This is a genomic window from Nostoc sp. PCC 9305 (assembly GCF_963920915.1).
Taxonomy (GTDB): domain Bacteria; phylum Cyanobacteriota; class Cyanobacteriia; order Cyanobacteriales; family Nostocaceae; genus Nostoc.
On sequence record NZ_CAWUDN010000002.1, the window covers coordinates 74,131 to 87,704 of the forward strand.

Consider the following 13,574-nt stretch of genomic DNA (forward strand, 5'->3'; position numbering starts at 1 on the left):
GTATAGGTGATGTTTAACGAGGAAAGCTCCTGTTTTTCGCCATTAGTGATATTGTCAATCCCTGTATTCAAGATTTTGTCAAAAATAATTCAGAAATTTAAAGTTTTTTTTATTACATAATTCTTAACTAGGATATTTACTTAGGAAAGCATCTGTGATATTTTCAGGTTGACTATTATAAAGTAAAGTATGTAGCGCTAAATTTAACAACTACGTTTATGTGTTTTGGTTTGATGATAAGTATCCATATTGCATAGTTGTAATACTAAATATTGATTGATATTGATTTTAATTTTGTATAAATTATGTAGCGTTAACCAAGTGATAACTTGTCCTCGATCTATTTACAGTATGCTTTATTTTGAAAAACGCGTAACAATCGTAACCGTGTTATATAAATACAGGTCTGCAATTAGACTAAATTTCCCTCTGTGCTGTTACACATTTAAACACCTAAATTCCACATAAGTCTTGTCACTGCTGGCATAAAACCAAACACTCCCACTGTTAGTAAAAGAGATATTCCCTAATATTTTCGACTTAATTACTCACTTTAACTAGTTTTATATGACTTATATTAAGAACACTTTTCCCGAATTTCTCACCACCCTAGAGGGGTTTGAGCAGTTGCCAGATGGAGCGATCGCTAATCTATCAGAACAGCTGCAAGCCTGGCGCTATCGCATAGGTCAGAAAATCATTGGTAAAGAAAGTCTCCCGGAACGCATCACCATCATTTATGAGGGACAAGTGCGGCTGTTAGGATATGACCCCCAGACGCAAATGCCAATTACCCTAAAATTACTACAACCTGGGGAAATTATTGGCGAAATTGGTTTGTTGCGCGATGTCGCCTGTGAAACAGCGATCGCTTCCACCGAAGTAGTATGTTTAACCTTGAGCGCATCAGCATATTTTAGCTTTCTAGCTTTATACCCAGCCTTTGCGGAAGCTCGCAAGAACCGCAGTTATTTGGTAGAAGTTTTCGATATTCTCGGTTCTTATTGGCAAAAGCAAGCGATCGCCACTTTAAATCTCAGAGAACTGGCAGAAAAAGCCTTACCCCAGGCGAAAGTACATTATCTCCCTTCTGGAAAAACTTCATTCAACCAACTGGATAGTAAAAGCGTTTGGTTTGTGAGTGGCGGTGGTACAGTCACGAATTTCTCACCTGGCGATCGCCTAGAATCAGACGATGACAGAGACAAGATTCAGGTTATCGGTCAAAACCCCGCACGGTTGCTTGGCATACATCCGTCAGATTTGATCTTAGAAGATAGTCATGAGATAGAACTTGCGGTAACTGAAACCAGAGTAGATAGAGATAGCGCTGACGACCTAGATATTATTCCCTACGCATCAGACGAAATAGTTCCACAGACAGCCCCCCAAAATTCAAAGAATTCGTCAAAACAAAAATACCCATTCTTTGGCGGAAAAGGAGAACTAAATTCAGCTTTCGCCTGCTTCCAAATGATCGCGAAGCACCTAGAAATGCCGTTTCGTCGAGAGGTGGTTCGCCGCATCTTGACTGAGCAAATCAAACGTCAGGGCACTATATCGTTTCAAGTTACTGCTTACCTGGCAGAGTTAATTGGGCTGAAGGCGCAGTTGATAGAGTTACCAGTCGCTTCAGTCACGCGCATTCCGACACCAGCGCTGATTCGCTACGGTGATAATTTTGCCGTTTTATACGAAGTAGATGCCAATACCGTGGTTGTAGGTGTTCCATCCAAAGGAATTGTGCGCTGTAAACCCGCTCAATTGGTTGAACAATTAGATGTCGATCCAACTGACTTTCCGCCCAAAGTTAGGGTATTACTGCTGACTGCTACCAATCAAACGCCGCAAGAACGCTTTAGTTTACGGTGGTTTCTGCCCTATTTGTCAAAGCACCGTCGAGTCCTGATCGAGGTCTTTATCGCTTCCTTTTTCGTGCAGTTGGCAGCGTTGGCAAATCCCCTAGTCGTTCAGTTAATTATCGACAAAGTTATCACTCAAAATAGTATTGGTACACTACATATTTTGGGAGTTTTGCTCTTAGTAGTCGGACTATTTGAAGCAGTGTTGACTACCTTACGAACCTATTTATTTGTCGATACCACGAACCGGATCGATATGGGTTTAGGGTCGCAAATCATTGATCACTTACTACGTCTACCGCTACGCTATTTTGAACGCCGACCTGTGGGTGAACTTTCCACTCGCATCAACGAACTAGAAAATATCCGCCAATTCTTAACTGGTACTGCCTTAACAGTCGGATTAGATGCTTTATTTTCGCTGGTCTATATCGGTGTGATGCTGATTTACAGTTGGCAACTCACGTTAGTCGGCTTAAGTACAATTCCAATATTTGTGATTATCACCTTAGTTGCTTCTCCCACTATTAGCAGACAGTTACGTGCCAAAGCCGAACGCAACGCCGAAACTCAATCTTATTTAGTGGAAGTGATGTCAGGCATTCAAACGGTAAAAGCGCAAAATATCGAATTGCGATCGCGCTTTTCCTGGCAAGAGCGTTATGCCCGGTTTGTCGCCGCTGGCTTTAAAACAGTTGTGACTTCTACCCTCGCTAACTCTACCAGCAACTTTCTCAACAAACTCAGCAGCTTACTAGTTTTGTGGGTAGGAGCTTATTTAGTATTGCAACAACAATTAACTTTAGGTGAATTAATTGCCTTTAGGATTATATCGGGTTACGTCACCAGCCCAATATTACGTTTAGCTCAACTCTGGCAAAGCTTCCAAGAAACTGCCTTGTCTCTAGAGCGTTTAAGCGATATTGTCGATACGCCACAAGAAGGAGAAACAGACCGCTACAATATACCCTTACCGACGATTAAGGGAGCAGTGAAATATGAAAATGTTTCCTTCCGTTTTGGCACAAGTGGCCCTCTGCAACTTTCTAATGTCAACCTCGAATTTGAGCCAGGGAAATTTGTCGGCATTGTCGGACAAAGTGGATCTGGTAAAAGTACGATGATGAAATTACTGCTGAGACTTTACGAAACTGAGTCCGGCAGAATTTTGATTGATGGTTATGATATTGCCAAAGTAGAACTTTATTCCCTGCGACGACAAATTGGCGTAGTTCCCCAAGAGACATTATTGTTTGACGGCAGCGTTCAGGAAAATATTGCCCTAACCAATCCCGACGCCACAACCGAAGAAATTATCGAAGCGGCTCAGGTTGCCTGCGCCCACGAATTTATCATGAACTTACCAAACGGTTACAACACGCGGGTGGGAGAACGGGGTTCTGCACTTTCAGGTGGACAACGACAAAGAATTGCGATCGCTCGTTCAGTTTTACAACGACCAAAATTATTAGTTTTAGATGAAGCAACTAGCGCATTGGATTATCCCACAGAACGGCAAATATGTCTCAATTTAGCCAAAGCATTCAAGGGCGATACAGTATTTTTTATTACCCACCGACTGAACACCGTCAGTAATGCAGATATGATTGTTGTGATGGATAATAGCAGGGTTATAGAACAAGGGAGCCATCAAGAATTAATGGCTACTAAAGGTCATTATTATTACCTGTATCAGCAACAAGATGTAAACTTGTAATTAGTCATTCTTGAGGGCAAAGGTTTTTGGCATCGGGAAACATTGCCCAATCCACAAAAAAGTCAAAATCCAAAATCCAAAATCGTTATGACTCAACTTAATGGGAATCACCTCAACGGCAATCAGAAAAACGGCAATCACAAAAATGGAGTTAAGCACGATTCACAGGTACTGACAAAACAACAAAAAGCTGCTCAAGAGTCTTTAAATAACTTAAACAACCTGGAATTTGAGCAATCTATTGTCTTGCGCCAATCTCCAATTTGGTCGCGTACAATCATGATTACACTAGTGGGGCTAGCCTGCTTTGGTATTGCTTGGACTTATTTTGCAAAAATTGAACAAGTAGTGCCAGCAACTGGGCAACTAAAACCCCAAGGAACAGTCAAAGAAGTTCAGGCTCCTGTGAGTGGAGTGGTGGAAACAGTTAATGTAAAAGATGGACAAGAAGTGAAGCCAGGTGATTTACTGCTAACTTTTGATTCCATTGCCTCTGTTGCCGAATTAAATTCTTTGAATAAAATTCGCCTTGCATTAATGAAAGAAAATCAGATTTATCGCCGATTGATGAATGCAAGTACTGCCAATGGATCTGAAGCGTTATATTTGCGCGGTAACTTGCCACAAGAAACTGCTTTTCTGTTGAAAAGTCGGGCAGCATTAGTAGCAGAAAATGAATTATTCCGCACTCAATTAAAAAATTCTGGTCAAGATTCTGGAGTAGGAATTGATGAACAACAACTTCTACGAGTTGCCAAACAGGAATTAGACTCTCGGTCTTCCGCAGCACGATTAGAAGTAGAAAAGACCAAAAAACAACTGATTCAAAATCAAATTAAGTTGGAAGATAGTAAATCAAGTTTAGCTATTCAAGAGGGGATTTTAAATAAGCTGAAGATATTAGCAGAAGAAGGTGGGATTTCCCAACTTCAGTATCTCAATCAGCAACAAGAAGTACAAAATCGCACCGCAGAAGTAGCGCAACTAGGTGAAGAACTGCAACGCCTCCAGTTTGATATAGAAAAAGGACAACAAGAGTTAAGCAATACAGTGGCTGTTTCTGATAAAAACATTTTGGATAAGATAGCCCAGAACAAACAGCAGATTGCCACAATCGATAGCCAATTCATGAAAGTTGTGCTGGAAAATGAGCAGCGTTTGGCAGATGTCAATAGTAAAATATCTCAATCACAGCTAAACGTTAAATATCAAGAACTCCGCGCACCTGTAGCAGGAACAGTTTTCGATTTGCAAGCAAAAAACCCTGGATTTGTTGCAACTCCAACGACAAAACTGTTGCAAATTGTCCCCAAAGAAAACTATATCGCTGAAGTTTTCATCACTAACAAAGATATTGGGTTTGTGCGAAAAGGTATGAAAGTAGATGTCAGAATTGACTCCTTTCCTTACAGCGAGTTTGGCGATATTAAGGGAAAAGTGGATGAGATAGGTTCAGACGCATTACCGCCAGACCAAACCCATCAGTTTTACAGATTTCCGGCAAAAGTCTCATTAGATAAACAATCCTTAGTGATTAAGGGCAAAAAAGTTAACTTGCAATCAGGTATGTCTATCAGTGCCAATATAAAAGTACGCGAAGAACGGACTGTGCTTAGTTTATTCACGGAGTTGTTTACCAAGCAAGTTGATGCTCTTAAACAGGTACGATAAAGAGGGTTGAGTTAAAAGACCGCAGTGACTCCACAAGGAGAGTTGTTGCTTCACTAAGTACATCAGTGCTGATTACTTTTTTCTCTCTCAGAACTCCACACTCTTGATGATGGTTAATTTTCAACGCATCGAACCCGCTCCTGGACAAGAATCAGTTTGGGATTATCCCCGTCCTCCTCTTTTGAAGGACACAACCAAACATATCCAAATAATCTTTAACGGAGTAGTAATTGTAGATACTCACAGCGCCAAACGTGTTTTAGAAACTAGTCATCCTCCTTCTTACTACATTCCCCCAGCGGATATCAAAATGGAATATCTACAGATGACTCCGCAATCTAGCTTTTGTGAGTGGAAGGGAAGTGCTGGTTACTACACAATCCGAGTTGGTGATAAAGAAGTCCATAATGCTGCCTGGTTCTACCCCAAACCTACACCAGCCTTTGAATCTATTAAGGACTATGTAGCTTTTTATGCTCATTTAATGGATAAATGCTACGTTAATGGCGAAGAGGTGCAACCACAACCAGGTAACTTCTACGGTGGTTGGATAACCAGTGATATTGTTGGGCCATTTAAAGGCGCTCCTGGTACTTGGGGATGGTGAGTCAATTTTAGATTTTAGATTTTAGATTTTGGACTTGTCGTGAGTGTTCACTCTAGTAATTTAGGAGCAGGGGACAAACCAGAACCATTACAAAAGTCGCACTTCTCCAAAATGGACTCCTTTTTTGAGTCAATCCACCTAAACCATCGGCCTGTACCCTGGCAGCAGTAACAAGTCTTGCTATCAGCCAATAAGCTAGGATTGTTGGCTGACCCAGGCGACCATTCCCCGCTCCAGTCGTCGTATTCATCGCCACCATCGTCATCAAATCTATGAGTCATATTCCCTTTTTGTCATTTCACGAGCGATTGCTCGCCCATCACTTCAAGCGCTCGCTCGCGCAGCGCTTGAAGTGATGGGCGATAATTTGGGATACTTCTGAATAAGTTTTGCTTCGTATTTTTCTACTTCTTCAAAAGATCCTGCACCCTTGGCAAGTTGAATTTATCTATAATCAAAGAAACCGAAGCCACCGCGGTAATAGTCATGCTGTCAGAAAACCTTAAAGTCGTTGGGCTTCCAAGCACTGACGAACTAGCCTGCTCGGACGATATACCCGTGGATAATGAGGATCAAAATTTTCTGCCCAATATTCTACTGTTCCTATTAACCTCGATTTGGGCAACCCGCACCGATTGGTTTTTCGGCGTAGACATGGCAATCTACCACACGACAGGAGCTAATGCGAGAGTCCCCATAGTACCAGATGGGTTTCTGAGTTTGGGAGTCGATCGCAAAAAAGGTGGTAAATCGCGTAGAAGTTACGCTGTCTGGGAAGAAAATGAGGTAGTACCGATACTAACATTGGAGATGGTATCCCATTCTCCAGGAAGTGAATACGATGAAAAGTTAGAAATTTATCGGAAACTTGGCGTACTTTACTACATTATTTACAACCCCGAATATTGGCAACGCGATCGACACCAACCATTTGAAATTTACAAATTGGTAGATAAAAATTATCAATTACAAATTGGCGAACCTCGTTGGATGCCAGAGGTTGGTTTAGGAATTGGACGACATCAAGGTGTTATTGGTGGAATTGGTCAGGAATTTCTATCTTGGTATGACGAACAAGGAAATCGGTATTTAACGGCAGAAGAAAAAGCAGAAAAGTTTGCACAGCATTTACGTTCTCTTGGTATCGACCCCGATAATTTACCCAGCAATCCGTAAATTAGGTTTGCTTCAAGCTAAAAAGCGGGAAGTTGTCAAGTAGTTGAAATCTTGTTAGCTTTTATGCTTAAAATTGCACAAGAGGTTTATTTAGCATCTACTGACAGCTAAAGTTAACCCTTTGCAGGACTCACCTAAGCAATGCTGACTGAAATTTTACCTTTCCGTTTTGAGTTAGACACGATCGCGATCGCTGGAGCGAGTTTGTGGTCATTGGCGCTATATCTAGGTTTTTCCAGAGTTAATGAATGGGTAATCGAGCAACTCAATCGCTGGTTTAACTTTGCCGAGCGATCGCTTTATACCAGCCAGTCAGAATTTGAAAAGACTCGTAAAGCTAGAGAATCCCAAAATGCTTTCTACGCCTCACTGTTTAGCATTTTCCCCTTTTTGGTAGTTGGCGCTTTAGTTAACTGGGGTGTAGAAATCAGTTTAGGGCCTAGTTGGGGAATCAGCTTAGGTATACTTGCGTGTATTAGTTGTGGCATTTTTGAACTGGGACGCCGGAATGGTGAATCTTCGGACTAAGTGCTGGCCGATTATAAGTTTACCAAGATTGTTCGAGAAGCTTTTTTAAGGGTGGCTTGATATCATAATACCTATTCTTGTCCTCCATAGCTTTTCAGTAGCCTAATCATTTCTTGAAAATTGATTGATTTTGCATAAGCAAGAGGAGTTTTACCATTATGATCTTTAGCATTTATATTTGCACCCTTAGATATCAAAAATTCAGATGTTTCTAAAATATCTTTTAAATGAATACGTGCCTTACCTTCTTTAGTATTAATTTGTGCTTTATAGTGTAGTGCAGTTAAACCTTTATCGTTTGTTGCATTTATATTTGCACCTTTTGTAATGAGAAGTGCAGCAATATCTTTTCTGTATGCAAAATCAAGTGGTCTTAAGCCCTCAGAACTCACATTGTTAACATCTGCGTTCATGGAAATTAGTAGTTCGACGTATACTTTACAACCAAATCCAACTGCTGTATGCAATAAAGGAAATGGCGAACCCCAAGCACCTGGGGCATATTTAGGTATCGGCTCATTAATCATCTCAGGATCTTTTTCAACATCTTTAAATAAAGACTCTATTATTTCCTTCTCTCGACAAGTTTCTCTTCTTATAGGAGGAATTAATATTAATACCTTTTCTTCTTTGATAATTTCTTTTTTTCTAGCTTGCTGTTTTGCATAACTTAAATTCTTACTATATTCAGTAATTTTCTTCTGAGCCATCACATAATTTTCGCTATTATCTGGTATAGTTCTCATCAAATTTATTGCTTCTTGCCATTTACTATAAACTAAATTCCAATCATCCTTAGATACAGATGATTGACTTATAGTAGTAGCGCTAACAGCTGCATCTAGTGCATCTTGAAAAGTATTTTTAGGCGATTCTGAGGAAATTTTAGAATTATTTAGAGGCAAAGATGATTCAGCGTTTGGCGAGGAAATGGGTGATTGTACTGTTAATTGCACTTTTTGTGGTGATGAACACCCAGCTAAAAGAGTTACCAATAAAATACTTGTATAAGTGGGTACTAAAAAAAACCGCATCAGGATAATTGTATTTAAAGTATTACTTTTTATAATTCCCAACCGAAAGCGTCAGCCAACACGGCTATACCTTTTCGATTTTTCGATTGGTTGATCATCTATCGTGATGTGTTTGTTACTTATAAAGCCAGTTTGGGCTACATTTGGGCTTAATTTTTATCTAAGTCCCACTATTCAAAATTCAAATTAAATTCTGCCGATCTGTTCCTACTTCCCAATTTCCTCACCAACAATCTGTGCTATCTTCTGGGCTGCACCGCTTTCACCGCGAATATTATGGAGTTTAGCGCGCATATCATCCAATTTTTCTGGATTCGCCAAAAAGTCTAAAACCATTTCCCCAACTTCTTGCGGTTGAAGTTTACCCATAAGTTCTGGGACTATCTCTTCCTGTGCCCAGATATTTGGCCATGCTAATAAACCTTTGCGTCTCACAAATCTCAAAAATGACCAATTAATCACCTTAGCGCATAGCGTACCGACTACTGGCAGATTTGCTAACAATCCAGGTAAACCGTCCCAAGAACGCATGGCATCAAGTTGCTGGGTTGGTAGTAAAACAATCATTGGCACTCCTAAAGCACCAAGTTCGGCAGTGTTTGCCCCCACCGTAGTTAAGCAGATGCAGCACTGGGATAATAAGTGATATGCAGGGTTTTCTTGCCACAGTTCCACAGTTAAGCCCGTTGCTGTTTTGAGCAATGCTTTGCCTTTAGCATCCTCTGGGATAATTAAGGAAGCACCGCTAAAGCCAAATGTCTCAGCAATAGAGTTCTTTTGGGGATCGGCAAAATTAGCTAAAGTTTGTAAATCCAAAGTTGGGGCTACAGGAATCACAAATCTGATTTGCGGTCTTTTTGCATAAACGTATTCGGCAATTACTAGAGTTAATGGTACTCCTTGGGCTAATTTTGCTGCTTTTGAACCAGGGAGTAAACCAATCAAGTCAGTTTTGAGTGATGGAATGATAGGCAAAGGAGAATTTGTATCTAGGCTTTGTCCTGCTGCTTCTAGCATCAAATCACCAACAACAGTGAATTTGTGAGCATATTTCTGGGAGACACGGGCTGCAACTTCGAGTTTCATGATTCCAAAGCGATCGATCCAGTTATGCCATCTGGCTTCCCATTCGGCGTAAACTACTGTGCGATATCCGAGCTTTTTGCCTATAATCACTGGAAAAATTTGATCGCCGCCCAAAAAAATGATAATACCGCGACTTCTCCAATCCCAATTTTCAAATGTTTTGCCCCAAAGCAAAAATTGCCAAAAATGTTCTGCTCCCTGAACTCTATCTACTTCGGGGAAAGAAAGAGCGATCGCTGCTTCTTTACCACTAGCATTTGAGCAAGGCGATAATACCACAGAAATCCTCGCTAAAGAACGGTCATCCCCTAATTCTTGCCGCAACGCCTTTACTACTGGACGCACCCAGGTTGTTACCTCACCAGGGCCATTTGATAAGATGAGAATATCTACTTGAGTCATTAGTTAATGGTTAGAAGTTAGAGGTCATTAATCAAGAGACGAATATTAATAAATGCGTGCCAGTACCTTGTTAGTGCGATTTTATAACCTACTCTATATTTAATTTGCATAGAGTCGACAGTCAGGATGCATTCCAATCCTAGATTTTAAATTTTGAATTTGGCACAATTTAGATCGTTGCAGTGCGTCCACATTGTAATTACAGTGGTTTTGTGTTTACACTGAGCGATCGGCATTTGGTCTGTTACTAATTGCTGTTTCTTTAACACTGGCATTTTAGCAAGGTGACAACACCACGGAAATCTCACCACTGATAAATGGGCAAAAACATACTTGCAGTGTTTGCCAGACAGATTAGATAGGTTTCCTTCTACGTATTATTTCGTAGTCTTTATTAAAAAATAAAATCTAATCGCTATATAAATATATTGATTATTTTACTATAGGTAAACATTAAAACTGCGATTATCAATAATTTTTTGGGCAATCTAAATATAGCCCTTTTTTGCTTACTAAACTCATTGTTTAGAGGGTGAAAACTTTGATAAAAGGCGTCTGATACTAAAATGCATTCCTCACGCAATTTACTGATTCGATTTATTCTTGGCGGCACTACTCTTATTGTGAGTATTTCTGCTTATTTTAGCTATCAGGCTGCTCGGAAAATAACCCTAGAAGACTTGAGAGTAAAGGCTTTTTTAGAGGTACAGAGAGGGGTTGATGAAATTGAGGAGTGGTTACATGTTCGTAAAGTAGAAGTGCAAACCCTTGCTCATACTTCAACTGTACGCTCCTTAGAATGGTCTGTGGCAGAACCTTATTTAAAGTCAGAAGTTGAAAGAATCGATGAATTTTTCTTTTTCCAAATAGTTACCCCAGATGGTTCGTATTTTAATACTAAGGTTGGTCGCTCAAATAAGAATATTAAGGATCGAGACTACTTTCAAAAAGCACTAGCCGGAAAAAGCAACATTTCCGATCCCTTTATCAGCCGTTCCACAGGCATTCCATTAATTGCGATCGCCACTCCAATCTGGTCTGATTCTCCTACCAATCGTTCACCGATTGGGGTTTTCCACGGCAATGTTAAAGTCGATCGTATTGCAAAGGTGGTCAACTCTTTGCACTACGGCAAGAACAGCTATGCGTTCGCCCTCAATTCCCAAGGAGAAGCGATCGTCCATCCCAACTCAACGTTAATGTCAACGGTAGAAAAACCTGCACCTAGTCTGCTGAAAATTCCAGATCGCAATTTAAATGCGATCGCGCAGCAGATGGTAAAAAAACAACAGGGAATTCAGTTGATGGAAATTGACGGCACTAAAAAGTATGTTGCTTATGTGCCGTTACAAGAAGCTAATTGGTCTGTAGCTTTGGTAATTCCGCGCCAAAATATTGAATCTCGGCTACAATTCCTCGATCTGATCGCCCTAATTGTAGGCGGATTGACAGTGACGATGATTGCTGTATTGTGGCAGGTGCAAGCGTTTGAACAAGCTCAACTGAAAAAATCTAAAGTAGCGGCTGATACTGCAAACCGGGCTAAGAGCGAATTTTTAGCCAATATGAGCCATGAACTGCGAACGCCTTTGAATGGTATTTTAGGTTGCGCTCAAATTTTGCTGCGTTCCAAAGGTTTGCCAGAGTCAGAACAATATCATGTAAACATTATTGAACGGTGTGGCTCTCATCTGCTGACTTTAATTAATGACATTTTGGATCTTTCCAAAATTGAAGCGCGAAAACTAGAACTACATCCTCAAGATGTTCATTTTCCGTCTTTTTTACAAGGTCTTGTAGAAATTTGTCAGATTCGGGCAGAACAAAAAGGCATTTTGTTTGTCTATGAACCCGCCAGCAACTTACCCACAGGGGTTAATGTCGATGTCAAAAGGTTACGTCAGATTCTCTTGAATCTGCTGGGAAATGCCATTAAATTTACCGATGAGGGTAAGGTTAGCTTCAAGGTTGAAGTAATCGAGCGACTTCCTGCTGATGGGCAGACAGAGAAATATCGCATTCACTTTAGTGTAAAAGACACAGGAATTGGCATAACTCCAACCCAATTGGGCAACATTTTTTTGCCATTTGAACAAGTAGGTGAAAAAAAGCATCAGATAGAAGGGACAGGGCTGGGTTTAGCTATTACTCGGCAGTTAGTGCAGATGATGGGTAGCGATATCCAGGTTAAAAGTGAGATCGGTCAGGGTAGTACTTTCTGGTTTGAAATTGCGATCGCCCAAGCCAGCGAATGGGTAAAGTCTGCTATGGCTGCATCCAAAGGACAAATCATTGGCTTTACAGGTAGTCCCCGCACCATCCTGATGGTGGACGATCGCTGGGAGAATCGCACAGTAATTACAAACTTATTGCAACCATTGGGTTTCAAAGTGGTTGAAGCCAGTAACGGTAAAGAAGGTTTAGAAAAAGCGATCGCCCTTAAACCAGACCTGGTGATTACAGATTTGCTGATGCCAGAAATGGATGGGTTTGAATTGATTAAACACCTGCGTCATACCCCAGATATCCAGGATGTCAAGATTATCGTCTCTTCTGCTAGTGTCTTTGAAGCCGACCAACATCGCAGTCTGCAAGCAGGAGGTGACACCTTTTTGAGTAAACCTATACAGGCAGATGAATTACTGCATCAATTAGAGTGCCATTTAGTTTTGACATGGATTTACCAGCAGTCTCAACCTGAAGAACAAAAAATCAACTCTTCCACTACAACACTTGATAGCTCATCAGATAAATTGACTCCACCTTCCCTTGATGTCTTGCGGGAACTGATGAATTTAGCGAGTAAAGGTAACTTCAATGACATTCTCAAATGGGCAGATAAACTAGAGGAAGTAGACACAAAATTTACTCCCTTTGCTAACCAATTGCGGCAACTAGCAAGGCAGTTTGACGAAGATTTAATCCTCAACTTTTTGATCGAAAACGAAAAGGATTAATTCCCCTAAATTTATTTATGGGGATTGTAATGCGTGCATTTTGAATTCGGAGTGTTCGCCTTTGGCGTCTTCCACAGAAGCAACATGACTCAATATGGGGTAGAAACAGCATGACAGCAATGATAGGCGATCAAAAAAATTCCCTAAATCGCGATCCTGCTAGAGGAATTATTTTAGTTGTTGACGATAACCCTGCCAACTTACAAGTTTTATCAAGCTTTTTGGATCAGTCTAGCTTTGAAGTTTGGGCAGCTCGCAGTGGTGAAAAAGCAATTCAGAGATTAGAAAATGATAATTTACCTGATTTAATCTTGCTTGATGTAATGATGCCGGGTATCGATGGGTTTGAAACTTGTAAATACCTCAAAAGTGATAGCAATCCTCGTGTTCAGGATATTCCAATCATTTTTATGACTGCTCTTTCAGATACTGCTGATAAGATTAAAGGATTGCGATTGGGAGCCGTAGATTATATTACTAAACCTTTTCAGTATGAAGAGGTCTTGGTGCGAGTAGAGCATCAACTTAAGCTGA

9 protein-coding genes and 1 pseudogene are annotated in these 13,574 nt (G+C 40.6%); 7 read left to right on the forward strand and 3 right to left on the reverse strand.

Annotation, left to right across the window (positions count from 1 at the left end):
• The first annotated feature begins 567 nt into the window (after window positions 1–567).
• From ACM0OX_RS01090 to ACM0OX_RS01100, 3 genes are all read left to right on the forward strand, one after another.
• The gene (locus ACM0OX_RS01090) at window positions 568–3,579 is read left to right on the forward strand and encodes a peptidase domain-containing ABC transporter (protein ID WP_414512356.1); all 3,012 of its coding nucleotides are present in this window, start codon (window positions 568–570) and stop codon (window positions 3,577–3,579) included.
• An 87-nt stretch (window positions 3,580–3,666) separates the two neighbouring features.
• Entirely contained in the window at window positions 3,667–5,250 is a 1,584-nt protein-coding gene (locus ACM0OX_RS01095) for an HlyD family efflux transporter periplasmic adaptor subunit (RefSeq protein ID WP_414512357.1), read from the forward strand.
• A 109-nt stretch (window positions 5,251–5,359) separates the two neighbouring features.
• Window positions 5,360–5,857, forward strand: a complete 498-nt coding sequence (locus ACM0OX_RS01100; RefSeq protein WP_414512479.1) for a DUF427 domain-containing protein — start codon at window positions 5,360–5,362, stop codon at window positions 5,855–5,857.
• 47 nt (window positions 5,858–5,904) lie between these two features.
• Here the strand turns inward: ACM0OX_RS01100 and ACM0OX_RS01105 are convergent, their stop codons facing one another.
• Window positions 5,905–6,138 (reverse strand): hypothetical protein, encoded by a 234-nt coding sequence (locus tag ACM0OX_RS01105; RefSeq protein ID WP_414512359.1) that lies wholly within the window; start codon window positions 6,136–6,138, stop codon window positions 5,905–5,907.
• 205 nt (window positions 6,139–6,343) lie between these two features.
• Here ACM0OX_RS01105 and ACM0OX_RS01110 point away from each other — a divergent pair, with 205 nt between their 5' ends.
• Window positions 6,344–7,033 (forward strand): Uma2 family endonuclease, encoded by a 690-nt coding sequence (locus tag ACM0OX_RS01110; RefSeq protein ID WP_414512481.1) that lies wholly within the window; start codon window positions 6,344–6,346, stop codon window positions 7,031–7,033.
• 141 nt (window positions 7,034–7,174) lie between these two features.
• Window positions 7,175–7,561, forward strand: a complete 387-nt coding sequence (locus ACM0OX_RS01115; RefSeq protein ID WP_414512361.1) for a hypothetical protein — start codon at window positions 7,175–7,177, stop codon at window positions 7,559–7,561.
• Window positions 7,562–7,632: 71 nt separating this feature from the next.
• On the opposite strand, the gene ACM0OX_RS01120 is transcribed toward ACM0OX_RS01115, so the two are convergent.
• On the reverse strand, window positions 7,633–8,517 hold the full coding sequence (locus tag ACM0OX_RS01120) for an ankyrin repeat domain-containing protein (RefSeq protein WP_414512363.1): 885 nt from the start codon (window positions 8,515–8,517) through the stop codon (window positions 7,633–7,635).
• A 285-nt stretch (window positions 8,518–8,802) separates the two neighbouring features.
• Complete coding sequence (locus ACM0OX_RS01125) at window positions 8,803–10,083, reverse strand: lipid-A-disaccharide synthase (RefSeq protein ID WP_414512365.1); 1,281 nt, start codon at window positions 10,081–10,083, stop codon at window positions 8,803–8,805.
• Between the two features lie 566 nt (window positions 10,084–10,649).
• Between ACM0OX_RS01125 and ACM0OX_RS01130 the strand changes: the two genes are divergently transcribed.
• Together ACM0OX_RS01130 and ACM0OX_RS01135 are read left to right on the forward strand one after the other, a co-directional pair.
• Window positions 10,650–13,040: an ATP-binding protein gene (locus tag ACM0OX_RS01130; RefSeq protein WP_414512367.1), complete on the forward strand. Its 2,391-nt coding sequence runs from the start codon at window positions 10,650–10,652 to the stop codon at window positions 13,038–13,040.
• 119 nt (window positions 13,041–13,159) lie between these two features.
• Window positions 13,160–13,570, forward strand: a pseudogene (locus ACM0OX_RS01135) (response regulator); the annotation flags it as partial.
• Window positions 13,571–13,574 lie beyond the last annotated feature (4 nt).

What these genes read in the sequence shown, in the direction of transcription:
- ACM0OX_RS01095 (WP_414512357.1), top strand. Translation starts at nt 3,667, where the DNA reads ATGACTCAACTTAATGGGAATCACCTCAACGGCAATCAGAAAAACGGC.
- ACM0OX_RS01105 (WP_414512359.1), bottom strand. Translation starts at nt 6,138, where the DNA reads ATGACTCATAGATTTGATGACGATGGTGGCGATGAATACGACGACTGG.
- ACM0OX_RS01130 (WP_414512367.1), top strand. Translation starts at nt 10,650, where the DNA reads ATGCATTCCTCACGCAATTTACTGATTCGATTTATTCTTGGCGGCACT.
- ACM0OX_RS01100 (WP_414512479.1), top strand. Translation starts at nt 5,360, where the DNA reads ATGGTTAATTTTCAACGCATCGAACCCGCTCCTGGACAAGAATCAGTT.
- ACM0OX_RS01110 (WP_414512481.1), top strand. Translation starts at nt 6,344, where the DNA reads ATGCTGTCAGAAAACCTTAAAGTCGTTGGGCTTCCAAGCACTGACGAA.
- ACM0OX_RS01090 (WP_414512356.1), top strand. Translation starts at nt 568, where the DNA reads ATGACTTATATTAAGAACACTTTTCCCGAATTTCTCACCACCCTAGAG.
- ACM0OX_RS01115 (WP_414512361.1), top strand. Translation starts at nt 7,175, where the DNA reads ATGCTGACTGAAATTTTACCTTTCCGTTTTGAGTTAGACACGATCGCG.
- ACM0OX_RS01125 (WP_414512365.1), bottom strand. Translation starts at nt 10,083, where the DNA reads ATGACTCAAGTAGATATTCTCATCTTATCAAATGGCCCTGGTGAGGTA.